General features: G+C 71.7%; 14 protein-coding genes. 8 read left to right on the forward strand and 6 right to left on the reverse strand.

Translation table 11 applies throughout. From position 1 onward, the window contains the following. Window positions 1-11: 11 nt before the first annotated feature. From OG611_RS21265 to OG611_RS21275, 3 genes are read right to left on the reverse strand one after another with little or no spacing between them, the layout of a single operon-like run. Complete coding sequence (locus OG611_RS21265; RefSeq protein ID WP_266422459.1) at window positions 12-1,064, reverse strand: MupA/Atu3671 family FMN-dependent luciferase-like monooxygenase; 1,053 nt, start codon at window positions 1,062-1,064, stop codon at window positions 12-14. Beyond that, complete coding sequence (locus OG611_RS21270; RefSeq protein ID WP_266422460.1) at window positions 1,049-4,573, reverse strand: amino acid adenylation domain-containing protein; 3,525 nt, start codon at window positions 4,571-4,573, stop codon at window positions 1,049-1,051. The genes OG611_RS21265 and OG611_RS21270 overlap by 16 nt, the downstream gene beginning before the upstream one ends. Further along, the gene (locus OG611_RS21275; protein ID WP_266422462.1) at window positions 4,557-5,903 is read right to left on the reverse strand and encodes an MFS transporter; all 1,347 of its coding nucleotides are present in this window, start codon (window positions 5,901-5,903) and stop codon (window positions 4,557-4,559) included. Before OG611_RS21275 ends, OG611_RS21270 begins: the two co-directional genes overlap by 17 nt. 320 nt (window positions 5,904-6,223) lie before the next feature. Here OG611_RS21275 and OG611_RS21280 point away from each other — a divergent pair, with 320 nt between their 5' ends. Further along, window positions 6,224-6,610 (forward strand): hypothetical protein, encoded by a 387-nt coding sequence (locus OG611_RS21280; protein WP_266422464.1) that lies wholly within the window; start codon window positions 6,224-6,226, stop codon window positions 6,608-6,610. 139 nt (window positions 6,611-6,749) lie between these two features. Beyond that, window positions 6,750-7,151: a hypothetical protein gene (locus OG611_RS21285; RefSeq protein WP_266422466.1), complete on the forward strand. Its 402-nt coding sequence runs from the start codon at window positions 6,750-6,752 to the stop codon at window positions 7,149-7,151. A gap of 137 nt (window positions 7,152-7,288) precedes the next feature. On the opposite strand, the gene OG611_RS21290 is transcribed toward OG611_RS21285, so the two are convergent. After that, the gene (locus OG611_RS21290; protein WP_266422468.1) at window positions 7,289-10,156 is read right to left on the reverse strand and encodes a BTAD domain-containing putative transcriptional regulator; all 2,868 of its coding nucleotides are present in this window, start codon (window positions 10,154-10,156) and stop codon (window positions 7,289-7,291) included. Window positions 10,157-10,575: 419 nt separating this feature from the next. Here OG611_RS21290 and OG611_RS21295 point away from each other — a divergent pair, with 419 nt between their 5' ends. Together OG611_RS21295 and OG611_RS21300 are read left to right on the forward strand one after the other, a co-directional pair. Further along, entirely contained in the window at window positions 10,576-11,940 is a 1,365-nt protein-coding gene (locus OG611_RS21295) for a helix-turn-helix domain-containing protein (protein WP_266422470.1), read from the forward strand. A gap of 199 nt (window positions 11,941-12,139) precedes the next feature. Continuing rightward, window positions 12,140-13,066 (forward strand): ornithine carbamoyltransferase, encoded by a 927-nt coding sequence (locus tag OG611_RS21300; protein ID WP_266422471.1) that lies wholly within the window; start codon window positions 12,140-12,142, stop codon window positions 13,064-13,066. A gap of 181 nt (window positions 13,067-13,247) precedes the next feature. On the opposite strand, the gene OG611_RS21305 is transcribed toward OG611_RS21300, so the two are convergent. Continuing rightward, window positions 13,248-13,460, reverse strand: coding sequence for an MbtH family NRPS accessory protein (locus tag OG611_RS21305; RefSeq protein ID WP_093549323.1), 213 nt, complete (start codon window positions 13,458-13,460; stop codon window positions 13,248-13,250). Between the two features lie 157 nt (window positions 13,461-13,617). Beyond that, window positions 13,618-13,899, reverse strand: coding sequence for a hypothetical protein (locus OG611_RS21310; RefSeq protein WP_266422474.1), 282 nt, complete (start codon window positions 13,897-13,899; stop codon window positions 13,618-13,620). A 263-nt stretch (window positions 13,900-14,162) separates the two neighbouring features. Between OG611_RS21310 and OG611_RS21315 the strand changes: the two genes are divergently transcribed. The 4 genes from OG611_RS21315 to OG611_RS21330 are packed head-to-tail and all read left to right on the forward strand — an operon-like array spanning window position 14,163 to window position 18,296. After that, window positions 14,163-14,615: a cobalamin B12-binding domain-containing protein gene (locus tag OG611_RS21315; protein ID WP_266422476.1), complete on the forward strand. Its 453-nt coding sequence runs from the start codon at window positions 14,163-14,165 to the stop codon at window positions 14,613-14,615. Further along, on the forward strand, window positions 14,612-16,018 hold the full coding sequence (locus tag OG611_RS21320) for a methylaspartate mutase (RefSeq protein WP_266422478.1): 1,407 nt from the start codon (window positions 14,612-14,614) through the stop codon (window positions 16,016-16,018). The genes OG611_RS21315 and OG611_RS21320 overlap by 4 nt, the downstream gene beginning before the upstream one ends. Further along, the gene (locus OG611_RS21325) at window positions 16,015-17,031 is read left to right on the forward strand and encodes an asparagine synthetase A (protein ID WP_266422480.1); all 1,017 of its coding nucleotides are present in this window, start codon (window positions 16,015-16,017) and stop codon (window positions 17,029-17,031) included. Before OG611_RS21320 ends, OG611_RS21325 begins: the two co-directional genes overlap by 4 nt. Continuing rightward, window positions 17,028-18,296, forward strand: coding sequence for a glutamate synthase-related protein (locus tag OG611_RS21330; RefSeq protein ID WP_266422481.1), 1,269 nt, complete (start codon window positions 17,028-17,030; stop codon window positions 18,294-18,296). Before OG611_RS21325 ends, OG611_RS21330 begins: the two co-directional genes overlap by 4 nt. Window positions 18,297-18,331 lie beyond the last annotated feature (35 nt).

Raw genomic sequence — 18,331 nt, forward strand, 5'->3', positions numbered from 1 at the left:
GGGGGCGCTCATCACAGGTTCTCTTTCAGTTCGGCCAACCGGTGCAGCCCGGCCAGTACGTCGTCGCGTCCGATGCCGAAGTCGATGAAGCAGGCGATCTCGTCGACGCCCAGCTCGGCCAGATCGGCGAGCATCTTGGCGCAGTGGCCGGGGGAGCCGAGCAGGCTGCCCCAGCTCAGATAGCGCTCGAACGCGAAGTCGGCGAGCATCGCGGTCTGTTCCTCGGTGAGTCCCGCGGTCGTGGCGTCCGCGGAACGGTTGGCCGCGGTCTGGCGGACGTACGAGGCGAGATAGGTCTTGAGCGGGGCGCCCGCCATCCGGCGGACCTCCGCGTCGTCGGTGCCGACGTAGGTGTGGGCCATCAGCGTGACCCGGCCGTGTGCGTCGGTGCCCCGCTGGTCGGGGGCGGCGGCGCAGGCGGTGCGGTAGCGGGCGATCTTCTCGGCCAGCTCGTCCCGGCTCTGCCCGACGGTCGCGCCGAGCACTCCGGCACGCAGCCGTCCGGCCGCCTCCCAGGTCTCCGGGTTGCCGGAGGTGGTGATCCACAGCGGCAGGGTGTCCTGCACGGGCCGGGGCTGGGGCGTGACGGAGGCCGGGGTGCCCGTGCCGTCGGGGTACTCGGCGGGCTCGCCCGCCCACAACGACCGCAGCCGCGGGACGGTCTCCAGGGCGGATTGCCGGCGGTCCGCGTACTGCTCGGGGGCCAGCGTGAAGTCCTTGGAATGCCAACCGGTGGCGACGGACAGACCCACCCGCCCGTGCGAGAGGTTGTCCACGACGGCCCAGTCCTCCGCCACCCGCAGCGGGTGGTGCAGCGGCAGGACGACGCTGCCCGCGCGGATCCCGATCCGTTCGGTGGCGACGGCGAGTGCCGCGCTGAGTACCGGCGGGCTGGGGAAGACCTGTCCCACCTGCTGGAAGTGGCGCTCGGGGGTCCAGACGGCGTGGAACCCGAGCCGGTCGGCGGTCCTGGCCACGGCGAGGATGTCCTCGTACGTCTCGGTGTGCCGGGCCTCGCCGGCGGTGGTGCTGTCCGCACCGAAGAACATCACACTGAGGTCCACTGCCACTCCTCCTGCTTCCTGCTGGGCTGGGTCTGGGTTTGCGGACGGCGCGGTACCCGGGGGCGGCGCGGGATGGGGGACGCGGCGTCCGGCTCGGGCCGGGCGACCGCCCGTTCCAGCTCGGCGGCGAAGGCGGCGACCGTGGGCGCGGCGAACAGCTGGGCCACGGTCACCGGCCGGCCGGCGCCGAGCCGGGCCACGGCGCGCACCGCGCGCAGGGAGTTGCCGCCGAGTGCGAAGAAGTCGTCGTCCGGGCCGGCGCTCGGCACACCGAGGACCTCGCACCACACGGCGGCGATTTCCTGTTCCAGAGCGGTCATCGGGCGCTCCGCGGTGCCTCGGGGGCGGGCCGGTGCCGCGATCCGGTCGCTCTCGCCGGCCCGCCGGGGCGGCTCGGTGAGACCCAGCCGTGACAAGGGCGTGTCGGGGGCGGACGCGGCCGCCTCCAGGGCCTCGGGGAGGGCGTGGGCGAGCCACTGGACGAAGTCCGCCTCCAGCGCCTCCCCGCGGTACTCGAACGTCAGCGTCAGCCCGTCCGGTGCGCCCAGCTCCGAGGTGGAGTCCGTGACGTCCACCAGGAGTTCGAACCGGGCGGCGCCGGTGCGCACGATCTCGACGCCGTGCTCGGCACCGGGCAGCGTGACCTCGGCCCGCGCGTTGTTCTGGAGCGCCAGGACCACGTCGGTGAACGGCTGCCGGCCGGGGGAGCGCGCCGGGTTGAGGGAGCCGACCACGTCCTCGAACGGCACGTCCTGGTGGCCGAACGCGGCGAGGTCCGTCTCCCGCACCCGGGCGAGCACTTCGGCCGCGGTGGGGTCGCCGGAGAGATCGGTGCGCAGCACCAGCATGTTGACGAAGAACCCGACGACGTCCTCGACGCTGCCGTCCCCGGCGCGTCCGGCCACCGGTGCGCCGATCGCCAGGTCCTCGTCCGCGCCGGCCCGTACCAGCACGGTGGCCAGCGCGGCGTGCAGGGCCATGAAGAGCGTGGCGCCCCGGGCACGGGCCGAGTCGGCCACCCGGGCGTGGGCCGCCGCGTCGAGCCGGCACACCACGACCTGCGCGGCCGGACCGGGTACGGCGGGGCGCCCGGCGCGGCGGGGCAGCAGCGGACCCTCGGCCGGCAGCCCGTCCAGCTCCTTGCGCCAGTACGTGAGCTGGCGGGCGGCGAGCGCGTGCGCATCGGACGGTGAGCCGAGCCGGTCGAGCTGGTGACGGGCGTGCTCCCCGTACGGGACGGCGAGCGGGGCGAGTCCGGCCGGGTCCGCACCACGGACCCGTGCCTCGTAGGCGCGTGACAGATCACGGAAGAGCGGCCGCAGGGACCACCCGTCCCCGGCGATGTGGTGGACCAGCACCAGCAGCGCGTGCTCGTCCGGCCGCTCCTGGCTGGTGAACAGCGTTGCCCGTACCGGGAGTTCGGCACGCAGGTCGAAGCGGTGGCGGGCCTCCCGCCCGATTTCCCGGTCCAACGCCTCATCGGCGAGCCGCAGATGACGGAAGGGAGGCCGGACGGCCGCCCCGCTCAGCACCCGTCGTACGGGGGCGCCGTCGGACTCCTCGAAGACGGTGCGGAGCACTTCGTGACGGTCGGCGACCCGGGCCAGGGCGTCGTCCAGCGCGGCCGGGTCGACCGTGCCCCGCAGCCGGACCAGCATCGGCAGGTTGTACGCGGCGCCGGCCCCGATCCGGTCCAGGAACCACAGCCGGTGCTGCGCGTGCGACACCGGGAGCGCGCCGGAGGCGGCGCCGGGCGCGGCGGGGGCCACGGGGGGTGCCGGGGGAGCGGCGTCGACGAGCGGGGCCAGCAGTGCCGGGGTGGGCGCCTCGAAGAGCCCGCGGATGTCGATCTCGGCGCCGAGCGCGGAGTGGATCCGGCCCAGCAGCCGGGCGGCGAGCAGGGAATGGCCGCCGAGGGAGAAGAAGTCGTCGTCCGGGCCGACCGGCTCCGTGCGCAGCACCTGGGAGAAGAGGTCGCACAGCGCGGCCACGGTGCCGCTCACCGCCGCCGGTCCCGCGAGGGCCGTCGCGGATCCGGGCTCCGGCAGGGCGGCCCGGTCCAGCTTTCCGCTGGGGGTCAGCGGCAGCGCGTCCAGCGGCAGGAAGACCGCCGGTACCAGGTAGTCGGCCAGCGCGTCGCGGGCGTAGGCGCGCAACTCCGCTTCCCGGAAGTTCTGCCGGGCGCCGCCGTGCGGTACGACGTACGCGGTCAGCTGGCGGTCGCCCGCCGGGTGCTCATGGGCGACGACCGCCGCCCGGTCGATGCCGGGGTGCCGGGCCAGAACGCTCTCGACCTCACCCGGCTCCACCCGGAAGCCCCGGATCTTCACCTGGCTGTCGGCCCGGCCCAGGTATTCGAGGACTCCGTCGGCACGCCGTCGCCCGAGGTCGCCGGTGCGGTAGACACGCTCACCGGACGGGGCCGCGACGAAGCGTTCGGCGGTCAGCGCGGGCCGTCCCCGGTACTCGCGGGCGACGCCCGCCCCGGCGGCGTAGATCTCCCCGGTGCGGCCGTCCGGTACCGGACGGAGGTCCTCGTCGAGGATGTACAGCCGCTTCCCCGCCAGCGGACGGCCGATCGGCACCGGACCCGCGCCGAGCTCGGCGCGGGTCACCGGATGGACGGTCAGGAAGATCATGCACTCGACGGGCCCGTAGCCGTTGCTCAGCCGCAGCCGCGGACTGCGCTCCAGGGCGCGGGCCGCGTGCGGCGCGGACAGGGCCTCGCCGCCCACCACGAGTTCCCGCAGTCCGTCCATCACCTGCGGGTACTCGTCGACGATGACGTTGAAGAGGGATGCCGAAAGGTACAGGGAGGTGATGCCGTGCTCGGCGACGAGCCGTGCCATCACGAAGGGTTCGGGCCGCTGCCCCGGGTGCAGGACGCAGGTCCCGCCGTTCATGAGCGGCCCCCACAGCTCCAGGGCGAACGCGTCCCACGACAGCGGGGCGCACTGGAGCCAGACCGCGCCGTGGCCGAACGACGCGAAGGTCTGCCCGGTGAGGGTGGACGTGATTGCGTGGTGCGACGAGGCGATGCCCTTCGGCCGCCCGGTCGAGCCGGAGGTGAACATCACGCAGGCGATGTCGTCGGGCCGGACCGGGACGGCGCCGCGCGGCAGCGGCTGCGCCCCGTGCGCGTCCTCGATGTGCACCTGTGCCACGTCGAGCATCCCGGGCGCGGCGTCCCGGGCCGAGACGACCACGGCCGTCCTCGCGTCCTCGGCCATCGCGCGCAGCCGTTCGGCGGGGAAGCCGGGGTCCAGCATCACGTAGCCGGCTCCGGCCTTGAGGATGCCGAGCACCGTCACGACGAGTGCGGTGGAGCGCTCCAGGTACACCCCGACCGTGTCGCCGGCCCGGATGCCCCGTGCGGCCAGCAGACCCGCCAACCGGGCCGCCTGCGCGTCGAGTCCGGCGTAGTCGATCCGTTCGCCGCCGTGGATCAGCGCTGTCGCGCCGGGCGTCCGTGCCACCTGCTCCTCGAACAGTTCATGCACGCACCTCATCCCGCTCACCTCCTTGCCCGCCGCTCTGCTCGACGGGCTCCTGCGGCGCGTCGAGGTCGGGCAGCAGGGTGTCGATGTCCCGGATCGAGCGGCTGGCGAGTCCCCAGAGGGCGACCCCGGTCCCGCCGATGCCGGCGAGGAGCAACATGGCCGCCATGCCGCTGCCCGGACCGTCGCCGACGAGGGGACCGAGCACGGTGAAGAGCCCGGAGCCCCGGGCGGCCAGCGGTTCGAAGACATGGTCGGCGAGCGGTCCGGAGACCGCCATGGCGACGGGCACGGAGATCTGCGACAGGAACATCACCGCGCCGAAGACCCGGCCCTGCCATTCGTGGGGGACCTTGGTCTGCACGATCGTCTGCATCGAGGCGTTGACCACCGTCATGAGCAGGGCGCCGACCAGGATGGCCAGGCACCAGCCGGTCACCCCGTCCACCAGGCTCATCACCACCAGGGCGGACAGGCACATGCCGACCACGCCGAGCATCATGCCCCGGCCCCGGTTCGCGGGACCGCCCCAGGCCGCCATCAGCAGGGCGCCGGCCACTCCGCCGATACCGACCGAGGTGTTGACCGCGGCGAGTGCGCCGTTGCCGGCCCGCATCAGCACCATCGGCGAGATGAGGGCGAAGCCGAAGACCATGACGAGGTTGACGACACAGAAGTTGACGATCAGGTCGCGCAGGCTGGGCACCCGGAACAGGTAGCGCAGCCCCTCGACGGCATCGGCGGTGATCCGCTTGCGCGGCGCGGCGGCGTCCTTCGTCACCCGGTCGCCGTTGAAGCGCACGATCCGGATGCCGATGAGGGCGAACGCGTAGCTGGCCAGGTCGACCAGGAGCGTCGGGCCGATCCCGAAGAGCGTGACGAGCAGACCGCCCAGCGCGGGGCCGCCGATCCCGGCGGCACTCTTCGCACCTGCCAGCAGGCCGTTGGTGCGGTCCAGTTGGTCCTTGCGGACCAGGAGGGGAACGGCCGAGGACAGGGCCGGGAACTGGAAGGCGGCGCAGACGCCGAGCAGTACGGCGGCCGGATAGACCTGCCAGGCGTGGAAGGCGCCGAGGTAGTGGAGCAGCGCCAGCGTGCCCACCACGAGGAGCCCGCCGGCATCGGCTATCTGGAGCGCGGTGCGCTTGGGTATACGGTCGACGATTGCGCCCGCAATGGGACTGAACACGGCCTGCGGCAGCATGGCGCACAGCGAGAGGATGGTGACGGCGGTCGCGTTCCCGCCGGACGACCACACCTCGACGATGAAGGCGAACCGGACCGCCGCGCTTCCTGCCAGGGATACCGCCTGACCGGACCAGACGAGGAGAAAGGGCCCCATTCCCGAAAAACGACCGGGAATGTCCGTTGATATCCGGGTGCCCATCAGGATCCGGATCCCTTGTGCACCGGCAGCCGGCACATCGTGCCCGAGCCGACGAATGGTTTGGTTGCCACGCCTCAATCCCCCAGGATGTCGCATCCTCTGCGGATCACCACGGATCCCTGTCTGAGTGGAACGGGGCCATCATGCGGCCGTCGATTACCGCTGCGTTCCCTTAGCGAACGCGGGAACGGGAAGAAAGCGGGAACGGTTCGGGAGGGAACCGGGAGCAGGGAGGGCAAGGGTCGTTCTGTAGTTGTCTGCAGAAGGAGTACTCCGTGAAGGACCCCAGGGATCGTTCGCCCGACGGGACGGAACTGCGCCAGGCCCTCCAGGACCTGTCCACCGTGGAACGGTGGGCCGAGCGTGTGGCGTCCGGTGTTCAGTCCCATCCCTACACCGCGCCGGAGTCCTTGGAGGGGCCCCAGCTGAGCGTCGAGACCAGAACCGAGAACGGCATGCACACGGTGGCCGGGATCGTGGAGTGGCCGCCCGGGAACGGTGCCGGTCCGGCGGTCCTGGACGAGACGGAGCGCGCGGTGCTCCGTTCCCTCGTGAGATCGCTGCTCGACCTGGCCGGCCACGAGTCGGGAACGGCCCGTACGCGTGTGGTGCTCACCCCCCTCGGGCCCCGGGTCGCCGCCTGTCAGCTCGACGTGGAATAGCCGTTGCCGGTCCGTTCCCGCGGCAGTTCCCCCCGGCGGTATCGGGGCAGGAACGGACCGGGAACGCCGATCAGCAACATCAGTGGTGTCGGGAAGCGGAACACCGCAGAACCTCACAAACACCACTTAGGGGCGGGACATGGGACGCAAGCTTGCTGGACTCTTCGGGATCATCGCGGCGACGCTGGCCTTCGGTATCGGCACGGCCGTCGAGGTGGGGCAGTCGCACGACTCCCGGGGTGTTCAGCAGGTTGTCGCCGACGACAAGGGGCCGACGGTCATCGGCACCCACGTGCTCGCCGACGACAAGGGGCCGACGGTCATCGGCACCCACGTGCTCGCCGACGACAAGGGGCCGACGGTCATCGGCACCCACGTGCTCGCCGACGACAAGGGCCCGACGGTCATCGGCACCCACGTGCTCGCCGACGACAAGGGCCCGACGATCGTCGCCCGGACGATCACCGACGACAAGGGTCCGACCGTGATCGGTACGCAGGGCACCGACGACGACAAGGGCCCGACGTCCCCCGCCATGTGATCCCACCGCCTCGACACACGAGCCCCGCACCGGAGTCACGGTGCGGGGCTCGTCGCTGTCCGTCCCGGGGCGGCGGCCCCGGCCGGGCGGCTGCCGTGCGCGCGGGCTGCTCCGGGGACGGCGCCGGCGGGCGGGCGTCAGCTGCGCCGGTGATCCGCCGGTACGTCCATCTCGGTGAAGAACTGCTCGGCCTCCGCCCGGTACCGGGCCGAGTCCGGTGTGTCCCCGAGGACGTCGGCCATTCCCGCGAGCGCGTAGGCCTGCTCGATGCGGTAGCCGAGGGACGAGGCGAGTTCATGGGCGTGGGTGTGCAGCGCGAGCGCCGCCGCCGCGTCGCCCTGCCGGCGGCGCAGCCGGCCCACCACGTTCTCCACCTTGGCCCGGCGCAGGGGCGAGGAGTTCGTCCGCATCATGTCGAGGGCGAGCTCCGCCTGGTCCGGGACGCGGGGCGGCCTTCCCAGTCGGTTCTCCACATCGGCAGACAACGCCAGGGTCAGGGCGAGGTTCGCCTCGTTGCCGGCGTCCCCGTACAGTGCGCGGGCCTCCGTCAGGCAGCGGTCGGCCTCCTCGTACGCGCCCAGGCCGACGTGGGCGAAGGCGAGGTCGGTGACGGCGCCGGGCAACCCCTCGTGCTGCCCCAGCTGCCGGCTCAGTTCGGCCGACCGCTGGGCCGCGTCCCGCGCCTCCTCGTACCGTCCCCACTGTTCGTAGAGTGTGCTGAGGATGGTCAGGCTCTCGGCCTCCGCGCGCGGCATGTCCAGGTCGCGTTCATGCGCGATCGCCGTCTCCATGTGGCCCAGGGCCGCGGAGAAGTCGCCGAGCAGACTGTTGAACTGGCCGAGGACACTCTCGCTGTGGGCCTGGGTGTGCAGGTCGCCGAGCCGGATCGCGACGTCCCGGCTCTTGCGGGCGGCTTCGAGGCCCTCGGAAAGACGGCCGAGTTTCCAGCAGGCGACGCCCAGGTTGGACAGGCTCACCCCCAGCAGTGCCAGATCCTCCAGGCGGTTGGCGGCGGCGACCGCGACCCGGCTCAGCTCGCCGAACTCCTCCAGGAGACCGAGGTCGTTGAGCTGGAAGACGAGATTGCGGGCCAGGCACACCACATAGCGGTCGTGACCCCGGCGCTCGGCGAGCGTGACGGCCGCGAGGAGCGACGTCTGCTCGCGCTGGAACCACTTCCGCGCCCGCTCGGGCGTGCCGAGGTCCGGCAGTTCGGCCGCGGAGGGTTCGATACCGGTGCTGCGCCTGCGCCGCCCGGAGTAGAGGAGGTCGCACGCCACCTCGGTGGCGGTCAGGTAGTAGCCCAGCAGCCGCTCCACCGCCCCGGAGTCCTCGGGGGACTCGACGAGCAGGCTCTGCGCGAAGCTGCGGACCAGGTCGTGGAAGGTGTAGAGGCCGATCTCCGGCTGCTGCACGAGGTGGACGTCGAGCAGCATCTCCAGCAGGTCCTCCGCGTCCCGGGCGGAGGAGCCCAGCAGCGCACCGGCCACGTGGACGTCCATGTCGCTGCCCGGGTGCAGGGCCAGCGTCGAGAACGCGTTCCGGCACTCCTCGTCCAGGGCCTGGTAGGACAGGCGCAGGGTGGCGGAGACGCTGCGGGCGCCCGAGCTGAGCTCGTCGAGCCTGCGGGTCTCGTCGCGCAGCCGTTCCGCCAGGTACTGGAGCGTCCAGCGCGGGCGGTTGCGCAGCCGGGCGGTGGCGATCCGCAGCGCGAGGGGGAGGTGGCCGCAGAGCCGGGCGAGTTCCACGGCCGCCTCGGGCTCGGCGGCGACGCGCTCGGCACCGAGCGTCTCGGCCACCAGCATCGCGCTGTCCTCGGGCGGCATCACCCCGATCGAGATCCACTGAGCGCCGTCCAGATCGACCAGACGGGCCCGGCTGGTGACCATGACGAGGCAGCCGGGGGAGAGGGGCAGCAGCGGGCGGATGGCGGCGGCGTCGGCAGCGTTGTCGATGAGGATCAGCAGCCGCTTGCCGACCAGGGTGGCACGCCACAGGGCCGTGCGGGCGGGCGCGTCGTCGGGGATGAGATTGCCCGGCACGCCGACGGCCCGCAGCAGAGTGTCGAGCGCGATGCCGGCGGTCACCGGCTGGTCGCCCGGAGTGTATCCGCGCAGGTCGATGTGGAGCTGACCGTCCGGGTAGTCCGGGGCGAGCCGGTGCGCGGCCCGCACCGCGAGCGAGGTCTTGCCGCAGCCGCCCATGCCGTCGATGGCCACGATCTGGGGGCCCTGCTCGCCGCCGCTCTTGGCGCCGTGCAGGATTTCGGCCAGTTCCCGGTCCCGGCCGGTGAAGTCCGCGAGGTCGTACGGGAGGGTGCTGGGGGGTTCGGCGGGCAGCGCCACGGCGACGACGGGGGCGGCGGCCGGCTCGGGGCCGGCCAGTTCGGGGCTCTCCCGCAGGATTCCCTCGTACAGCTTGGTCAGATTGGGGCCGGGGTCGATGCCGAGTTCCTCGGAGAGGAGCTCGCGCACCTTGCCGTACTCGTCCAGGGCCTCGGCCTGCCGCCCGGACCGGTACAGGGCGATCATCAACTGGCCGCGCAGGGACTCGCGCAAGGGGTGCTGCTGGACCAGTTCCCGCAGTTCGACGACGAGTTCGGCGGCCTCGCCGAGTGCGAGGTGGAGTTCGAAGAGCTGTTCCGCCGCGGTCAGCCGGCGCTCCTCGATGGAGGTCGACGCGGCCTCGATGACCGGACCGCCGCCGCCCGACAGAACAGGTCCGCGCCAGAGTGCGAGGGCGCCGCGCAATATCTCGGCGGCTTCGGCCGTCCGGCCATCGGACGCCGCGAGCTTCGCTTTGCGTATCAGTAGGCCAAATTCGGCCACGTCGATTTCACATTGTTCCTGGGCTACGCGATAGCCGGGCCCGTCGGTGACGAGGACGTCGGCACCGCCGGGTATCCGTCTTCGGAGATCGGCAACTGCCTTGCGCACTTGGTGCGGTGCGGTCGTCGGCGGTTCCTCGTCCCAGGCCGCCTCGACCAGCCGGGAAACCGGAAGCACTTTTCCGGGCTCCAGAAGCAGAGTGGCCAGAACTCGCTCCTGTATGACACCGCCCAACCGGAGTCGCGTCCCGTTGGACCAACCCTCTATCGGGCCAAGAATGTTGAAGCGCAGCCGAAACTCTTCTGCAGTTGACACGCATCCTCCCCCTCAGCTCTGCGCACCCGCAGCGCTTCACCAGCGCGAGGCGATCGTAGCCCTTGCAGAAGGAACTCGCGGTACTGCACCGGGAAGAGTTCGGGAATGGCTCGATGGAGTCTGTTCATCGACGGCAGGCCTTCGCTGCCACGGGGAGTACGGAGCGTACGGAGCGTGAGCGGACCGGAAAGATCCCGGACCGGGCCATGCGTTCCGGACAGTCCTGGGCGGTCGGGTAACCGGCCATTGCGTTTTCTGAGCATGTGGAGACCGAGGAGACAATGATGAATTCCCAGCCCGCACCCGGGCTCGACGTTCTGCTGCAGAATGCGCGCCGGCGGGCGGGACTCACTCAGGAACAGCTCGCCGGGCTTTCCACGGTGAGCGTCCGAGCCATTCGAGACCTGGAACTGGGTCGGGTCCAGCACCCGCGCAGGGAAACGCTGAAGCTCCTCGCCAATGCCATGAGGCTCAGCGACGCGCGGCGCGTCGAGCTGGAACTCGCCGTCGATGCAAAGGCCGCAGGGCGCGTCTTCCAGGACATCTACGGAACCGGCCTCGCCACACCGCCCCCTCCGCTGCGCCCGCTGATCGGGCGGCGCCCGGAACTGGAAGCGCTGACAGCCCGGTTGCGCACGGATCACGAGCGGCTGCTGACCCTGGTGGGTCTGCCGGGAGTGGGGAAGTCGCGGCTCGCCCAGGAGGCCGCCTCGGTGATTCACGCCCGGGACCGGGTTCCGGTGCTGTGGGTCTCCCTCAACGACACCGCGGAGACCACCGGAACGGACCCCAACAATCCGCAGGCGACCGTGACCGGGTGGGTGCGCGCACTCGTCCGGGACGGCGAGGAATTCGAGGAACTGGCCGCGCTCATAGGGTCCAAGGCGACCTTGATCGTGCTGGATGGTCACGATGCGTCACCATCTGTCACCCCTCGCCTGTTGAGTCTGCTGCGTGCCTGCGAGCGCCTGAAAATACTCACCACCACCGATCGTCCGGTCCAGCTGCCCGGTGGACGGCTGCTCCCGCTGGCTCCACTGGCGGTGCCGACCGCCGCCGATCTCGCCGCCGAGCCGGTGGGCGGCTCCCTCGTCGCGGACCGGCACGCCGTCGAGCTGACGCTCTCCCATGTCAGTTATATGCGACCCGATTTCCTCCCCACCGACTCCGTCGTCACCACCGTGGCCCACATCTGCCGGGCCCTGGACGGCATGCCGCAGGCGCTGGAAGCCGCCGCCTCATGGCTGCTGCTGTACTCCCCGCAGCAGCTCCTGGACATCGCCCGCACCACACCGCTGGTCCTGCTCGACGGGGTCACGCCCGCCGATCCCGCCGCCGGCCCCACCTTGGGCGAGCGGCTCACCGCCGCCGTGACCGGGCTCGACCCGCAGTCCGCCGCTCTGCTCCGCACGCTGGCGACGCTGGAGGACCCGTGGACGGTGGACGGCGCCGCGCGTGCCTGCGGCACCTCCCTGGCCGAGACCGCCCGTGATGTGCATGCCCTGCTGGTCCGCGGCCTGATCCGCCGGCTCCCCACCACGGCGGGCGACCCGGTGGGCTTCACCGTGCTCAATCTGGTCCGCGCGGTCCTCGACGCGGAGCAGGAGACACGGCCCGCCGCTCTCGCCGTCGCACTGACCGAATGAGGACCGCCCCGCCGGGACGCCGGGGAAGCCCCGCGCGCGTCCCGTCCGAGGCCGCCCCGCGCCTTCCTCCGTGCCCCTCCCGCCCCCTCGGGCCTGTCCGACCCTGCTCCGCAGGACAGGCTCTCGCGCCACCCGGGGCCTCTCGTTCCCCGTTCCGCAGCCCGACCCCGTCCTCGTCCTCGTGAAAGGCACCTCACCCATGCGCAACCTGATCTCCCTGGCCGACCTGACGCCCGCCGAGCTGGACCACCTCGTCCGGCGCGCCGTCACGTTCGGCCGCGACGGCATCGTGCCGAAGCCGCTGGCCGGACGCCAGGTCGGTCTCTACTTCCGCAAGTCCTCGACCCGGACCCGTACATCCTTCTGGAGCGGGGCGACCCGCCTCGGCGCCGATGTGATCACCTTCGGTCCGAACGAACTGCAGCTCACCACCGGCGAGACGGTCGAGGACACCGCCCGGGTGCTCGGGCAGTACCTGGACGCGCTCGTCGTACGCACCAACGGGGACGTGGAGGAGATCCGCCGACTCGGCAGCAGCGAGGACCTGGCCGTCGTCAACGCCCTGAGCCTGGACGAGCACCCGACCCAGGCCATCGCCGATCTCGCCACCCTGGCGGAGGAGTTCGGCTCGCTCGACGGCCTGCACCTGCTCGCCGTCGGCGAGGGCAACAGCTCGGGCGCGGCCCTCGCGCTCGCCGCGGCCCTCACCCCCGGCCTGCGCCTCACCCTGCTGTGCCCGGCGGGCTACGAGGTGCCCAAGGAGACCCTGGACCTGGCGGACGAACTCAGTGGCGGCAAGGCCCTGGTGAGCCAGGTAGTGACGGCCGACGCGGTCGAGGGGCCGGTGGACGCGGTGTACACCAGCCGGTGGCAGACCATGGGGGTGACGAAGGACAACCCCGACTGGCTCCGGGACTTCGACGGCTTCCAGATCAACCGTGCGTTCCTGGACCGTTTCGCCGGCCCGCGCACCGTCTTCCTGCACGACCTGCCCGCGGTCCGCGGCGAGGAGGTCACCGACGAGGTCCTCGACGGCCCGTCGAGCCGGGCCTGGCGGCAGGCCCACCACAAGATGACTGCCGCCGCGGCGGTCCTGGAGTGGTGCGTACGCGGCGTCCAGGACTGACCGCCCGCACCATCGGCTCCTGGCGGACATGGGTTCACGACCGAGACCACCCATGTCCGCCAGGAGCCTTTCGCATGTCCGGGGTACGGGAACCGGTGCCGGTCGCTGTACGGAAAAGGGCGGGTGCGGGGCGCGTGCTGCGCCTCGCACCCGCCCTTCCGGATCGGGACGACCGATGGGTTCAGCCACCCATCGCCGCAACCACCGAACGCGGTCGCATATCGGTCCAGTTCGCCTCGATGAATTCGCCGCACTCCTGCTTGCTGCCCTCGTCCTTCACCAGTTCCCAGCCCGCCGGCTGCTGGATCCGGGCCGGCCACAGCGAATACTGACCCTCTTCGTTGGCCAGCACTACATAGCGGCCCTGGGAGTCCTCGAACGGGTTGGTTGCCATGATTTCCACCTCGGTTGGACGAAGTTGTACGTGATGTCGTCGGGTGTGTCTGAGTGTTTCGGCTGCATCAAATGCTAGGAGCCGCGGACCGGTTCGCCGGGCAGAAGTCCAGGCAGATCGGCGGCACCACGGACCGCTGGATCGACGGACCGCCGGATCAGGTGAGCACACGGGCCGTCTGGTGCGCGTAGGTGAGGGCGACCCCGGTCGCCACGGTGGCCGCGCGCACCGCGCCGAGCGCCTCGCGCACCAGCTCCGAACGCTCCACCGGCATCACCTCGAACCCGAGCTGACCTGCGCGGACAATGTTCACCGCGGCTTCGAGCACGGCGACCTGGGCCTCACCCAGCGCCTCCCGCCGGTCGACCCGTTCCCGTACCTCCGCCAGGACGTCCGCGAGCACGTCCGCCGCACGGACGCTGTGGCCGGTCTCTGCCATGTCATGACTCCTCGGTCTTTCGCCGGCGGTGTGCACGGGGCCGGGCGCTGAATTCTGCGGGTGTGCAGTGCGGCCAGTCTCACGTCCCGCCGCGGGCCCGGCACCGGACTGTCGGTCAACTGCTCCTCTGCTGCCGCCCAGTTGCCGCCGGTGACGCCGGAAACGCCTCGGGAGCGAATCTACGGTTGTGGCCGAAAGGAAGTTCCGGGCAAGCCTGGACCTCTTTCTCCCCTTGTCATCCAATGATGTGGACGAAGCGAACAATGAAGCCTGCGGAATGGGCGGCTCGTCATCGATCCGGGCCGCTGGATGTTGTTGTCACCGGACTGCAATCCGATGCTCACACCTGGAATCTCATCTACATCCAACTGCTGCTCGAAGACCTCGGGCACAAGGTCGTCAATCTGGGTTCCTGCGTGCCCGAGGACGAGATCGTCGAGTCCTGCTGCAAGTTCCAGCCCGACCTCCTGGTCGTCAGCAGTGTCAACGGGCACGGCTTCCACGACGCCGAGCCCCTGATCGGGGCCATCCGGTCGCGCTGGGAGCTGACCGGCCTGCCCGCGGTCATCGGCGGCAAGCTCGGCGTGTCCGGGGACGGGGAGGAAGAGGCCGACGCCCTCATGAGGGCCGGGTTCGACGCGGTCTTCCAGGACGGCGTCGACATCGCCGCTTTCGAGTCCTACGTCGACTCGCTTCCCAAGGAGGTGGAACGATGACCGCGCCGGTCCAGGAGGCGGCCCCCGGGAGCCGCACCACCGTGCACCGGCGACCGCTCTCCTTCGGCCGCTTCGTCGCCGGGGCACAGGCCCGCGGAACACTCGTGGTGCAGCCCCGCATGGGCTTCTCCGACCCCGCTCTGATGAGGGCCGGCCTGCTGGCCACCAAGGGAGCGGCCGACGCGGTCGTCGGCACCATGACCATCGACAGCTACACCCGGGTCAACGACGAGGCGTCCGCGGCCCGCGCCCTGAACGGCGGCGTCCCGCTCAACGGGTTCCCCATCACCTCCTACAGCCCGCACACCTCGCGCTGGGTCCTCGACGGCGTCCGGGACGCCGGCTTCCCGGTGCAGATCCGGCACGGATCGGCACGCCCCCAGCGCATCGTGGCCGCGCTGGCCCGGCTCGGCCTGGACGCGACGGAGGGCGGACCGGTCTCCTACTGCCTGCCCTACGGACGCACCCCGCTCCTGGACTCCGTACGCAACTGGCAGGAGAGCTGCGACGTCCTGGCCGGACTGCGCGCCACCGGGGCGGAACCGCATCTGGAGACCTTCGGCGGCTGCATGCTCGGACAGCTGTGCCCGCCCGGACTGCTCGTCGCGATCAGTGCGCTGGAGGCACTCTTCTTCCACCGGGCGGGGCTGCGCAGCATCTCGCTCAGCTACGCCCAGCAGACCAACGCGGCCCAGGACCGCGACGCGATGCACGCGCTGCACCGGCTGGCCGGCGAGTTCCTGCCGGACACCGACTGGCACATCGTCCTCTACACCTACATGGGTCTCTACCCGCAGACCCGGCACGGCTCCCTGGAACTCCTGGAACGCTCGGCCGAACTGGCCGTGGAGACCGGGGCGGCCCGGCTGATCGTGAAGACCGTGGCCGAGGCGCACCGCATCCCGACCGTGGCGGAGAACGTCGAGGCCCTCCGGGTCGCCGCGCGGGCCGCCGCCCGGCACCGCACGGCGACCGGCCACCGGCCCGGGAACGTACCCGTCCCGAGCTCCGACCCGGCGGACAACGCCGTCTACGCCGAGGCCCGTGCCCTGGTGGACGCCGTGCTGAACCTGGACGACGACCTGGGCCAGGCCCTGCTGAAGGCCTTCGCCCGCGGATACCTCGACGTTCCCTACTGCCTGCACCCCGACAACGCGGGCCGCACCCGGAGTCATATCGACGGGTCCGGCCGCCTCACCTGGTCCGAGATCGGGGCGATGCCCCTCGGGCCCGTCCGCGACCGCGGCCGGCGGCTCACCGCCGCCGGGCTGTTCGACGCCCTGTCGTTCGTCCAGCGCCGGCACGACCGCATCGTTCCCTCGTCCGCTTCCCGCCCCTCGCTCCCCACGGCGGCCCGTCGCCCGGCAGCCCATCGGCAGCACACCCAGGAGGTAGCACCATGACCAGCACGATCGCCGAGTCCCACGGCCGCGTCGCGCCCTCGTTCCCGGCCTCTCCCGACCAGCACCTGATGGCCGAGCCGACCCGTGCCACGCTGCGGGTGCAGAGCCGCATGCTCGCGGCGACCCGCGCCTTCCTGACCGCGCAGGGGTTCCAGGAGCTGCTGCCGCCGGTCATCGGACCGGTCACCGACCCGGGAATCCGGGGCTCCAAGCAGGTGGACGTCGACTTCTACGGCCACAAGTACAAGCTGATGACCAGCGCGATCCTCTACAAGCAGGCATCGCTGCTGGCCTTTGACAAGATTTTCTACATCGCGCCCAACGTGCGGCTGGAACCGCTGGAGACGGCCGTCACGCACCGCCATCTCGCCGAGTTCCACCAGATCGACGTGGAGATCCGTGACGCCCGCCGCGAGGACGCGATGGAGCTCGCCGAGCGGCTCGTCGCGCATGTCGTCGACGAGGTCGTCCGCGAGATGCCGGGGGACCTGGAGCTCCTCGGCCGGGACCGGGACGCCTTCCGGGAGGTGGTCCAGGGGGCGTTCGGCCGCACCACGCACAAGGAGGCCACCGCGGACCTGCTGGCGCTCGGCCACCCGCAGGACCCCGGCGCCGAGATCGACTGGGAGGGCGAGGAGATTCTCTCCGCGAAGACCAGCCGCCCGTTCTTCGTCGTCGACTATCCCAAGGGTTCGCGGGGCTTCTACGACCAGGAGGACACCGACCGCCCCGGCGTCCTGCGGAACTTCGACCTGATCGCCCCCGAGGGCTACGGCGAACTGGCCAGCGGCAGCGAGCGCGAGCACGACTACGCGGCCCTGGTCACCCGGATGCGCGAGACCGGCGAGAACCCCGCCAAGTACGGCTGGTACCTCGACCTGGCCCGCCGTGGCATCCCCGCCAGCTCCGGGTTCGGCATCGGCCTGGAGCGCTTCACCCGGTACGTCACCGGCCGCACCGCCGCCTGGGAGGCCAGCGCCTACCCGAAGCTCCCCGGCGTGGTGTCGGCATGAGTGCGGTACTGAGCGCCGCGGGCTTCCCCGAGGAACAGGTGCGGCACCGGGCCAGGGCCGGAGCGGCGGGGGTCTTCCCCGCGCTGGAGTCCTACGGCAGCAGCATGCTGGGCGCGATCCCGGCCGGACAGGACCCGCACGACCTGCTGGAGCGCGCCAGGATCGTACCTCCGGTGTTCATGCCGGAGCGCCTGAAGAAGCTCATCGACCTGGCCCGTGAACCGCTGTACACGGATGTCGAACTGGACACCCGGGTCGGCGGGTTCGCCTCCCGGCTGCCGCTCTACGTGTCCGCGTTCGGCTCGACCCAGGTCGCCAGCCACGACCTGGGCGAGGCAGCCGGACGCCAGGCCGGGCAGCTCGGCATCCCGATGGTCATCGGGGAGAACGTGGTGCCGGTCAACGGCTACCGCGCGGCCGCCGACTCCGCGGCCTCCCCGCTGCTCGGCCGGATCGCCGCGTACACGGCCGCCGCCGACGACGAGCACGGCGGCGTGGTGGTGCAGCAGTCCACCGAGGACGCGGACGCCGAGGTGTGGAACCTGGTCTACAGCGACCCGGTGTCCGAGCCGCTGCTGGCCACCGGCCGGCTCGCCTTCGAACTGAAGGTGGGCCAGGGCGCCAAACCGGGGCTCGGCGGTCTCACTGTCCTGGGCCGCGAGGCCGGCGGCAGGGTCGCCGAACAGTACGCCATGGACGCGGTGTTCGGCGCTGACAGCGACTCGGTGCTGCGGATCAGCAGCCCCGGGACCTTCACCGAGGAGATCCTGCGCCAGCAGATCCGGCTGATGCGGAACAACTTCCCCCGCGCGAAGGTGTGGGTGAAGCTGCACCCCGGCCGCGACGTGGCCCACGCCGCGGCCACCGCCTGGGCGGCCGGCGCGGACTCCGTCACCGTGGACGGCGCGGAGGGCGGCACCGCCTGGGCGCCGACCGCCTTCCTCGGCCAGGTGGGACTCCCGCTCGGCGAGTGCCTCACCCGCATCGGCCGCACCGACCACTGCCTGCTCGCCAGCGGGCGGATCTGGGAAGGCAGCAGGGCCGCGAAGGCGCTGGCGCTCGGCGCACGCGCCGTCGGCCTCGGCCGGGCCGCACTGCTCGCCGTGGACGAGGACGCCGAAGCCGGCCTGGTCCGGCTGGTCGAGGCCATCGCCCTGGAACTCCGGCTGCTGATCAGTTCCGTCGGCAAGTACCACGCGAACGCCCTGGAAGCGGACGACGTCCTGCTGCCGGCCGACGCCGCGACGGCCTCCCGCACCGGCTGATCCCCCCGCTCCACCGCCCTGCTTCGCACCATTTG

Source organism: Streptomyces sp. NBC_01363, assembly GCF_026340595.1.
GTDB lineage: Bacteria > Actinomycetota > Actinomycetes > Streptomycetales > Streptomycetaceae > Streptomyces.

Excerpts from the sequence above, each read along its gene's own strand:
- OG611_RS21300 (WP_266422471.1), top strand. The coding sequence starts at position 12,140 with ATGCGCAACCTGATCTCCCTGGCCGACCTGACGCCCGCCGAGCTGGAC.
- OG611_RS21310 (WP_266422474.1), bottom strand. The coding sequence starts at position 13,899 with ATGGCAGAGACCGGCCACAGCGTCCGTGCGGCGGACGTGCTCGCGGAC.
- OG611_RS21275 (WP_266422462.1), bottom strand. The coding sequence starts at position 5,903 with ATGGGGCCCTTTCTCCTCGTCTGGTCCGGTCAGGCGGTATCCCTGGCA.
- OG611_RS21315 (WP_266422476.1), top strand. The coding sequence starts at position 14,163 with ATGAAGCCTGCGGAATGGGCGGCTCGTCATCGATCCGGGCCGCTGGAT.
- OG611_RS21295 (WP_266422470.1), top strand. The coding sequence starts at position 10,576 with ATGATGAATTCCCAGCCCGCACCCGGGCTCGACGTTCTGCTGCAGAAT.
- OG611_RS21270 (WP_266422460.1), bottom strand. The coding sequence starts at position 4,573 with ATGAGGTGCGTGCATGAACTGTTCGAGGAGCAGGTGGCACGGACGCCC.
- OG611_RS21285 (WP_266422466.1), top strand. The coding sequence starts at position 6,750 with ATGGGACGCAAGCTTGCTGGACTCTTCGGGATCATCGCGGCGACGCTG.
- OG611_RS21305 (WP_093549323.1), bottom strand. The coding sequence starts at position 13,460 with ATGGCAACCAACCCGTTCGAGGACTCCCAGGGCCGCTATGTAGTGCTG.
- OG611_RS21320 (WP_266422478.1), top strand. The coding sequence starts at position 14,612 with ATGACCGCGCCGGTCCAGGAGGCGGCCCCCGGGAGCCGCACCACCGTG.
- OG611_RS21325 (WP_266422480.1), top strand. The coding sequence starts at position 16,015 with ATGACCAGCACGATCGCCGAGTCCCACGGCCGCGTCGCGCCCTCGTTC.
- OG611_RS21330 (WP_266422481.1), top strand. The coding sequence starts at position 17,028 with ATGAGTGCGGTACTGAGCGCCGCGGGCTTCCCCGAGGAACAGGTGCGG.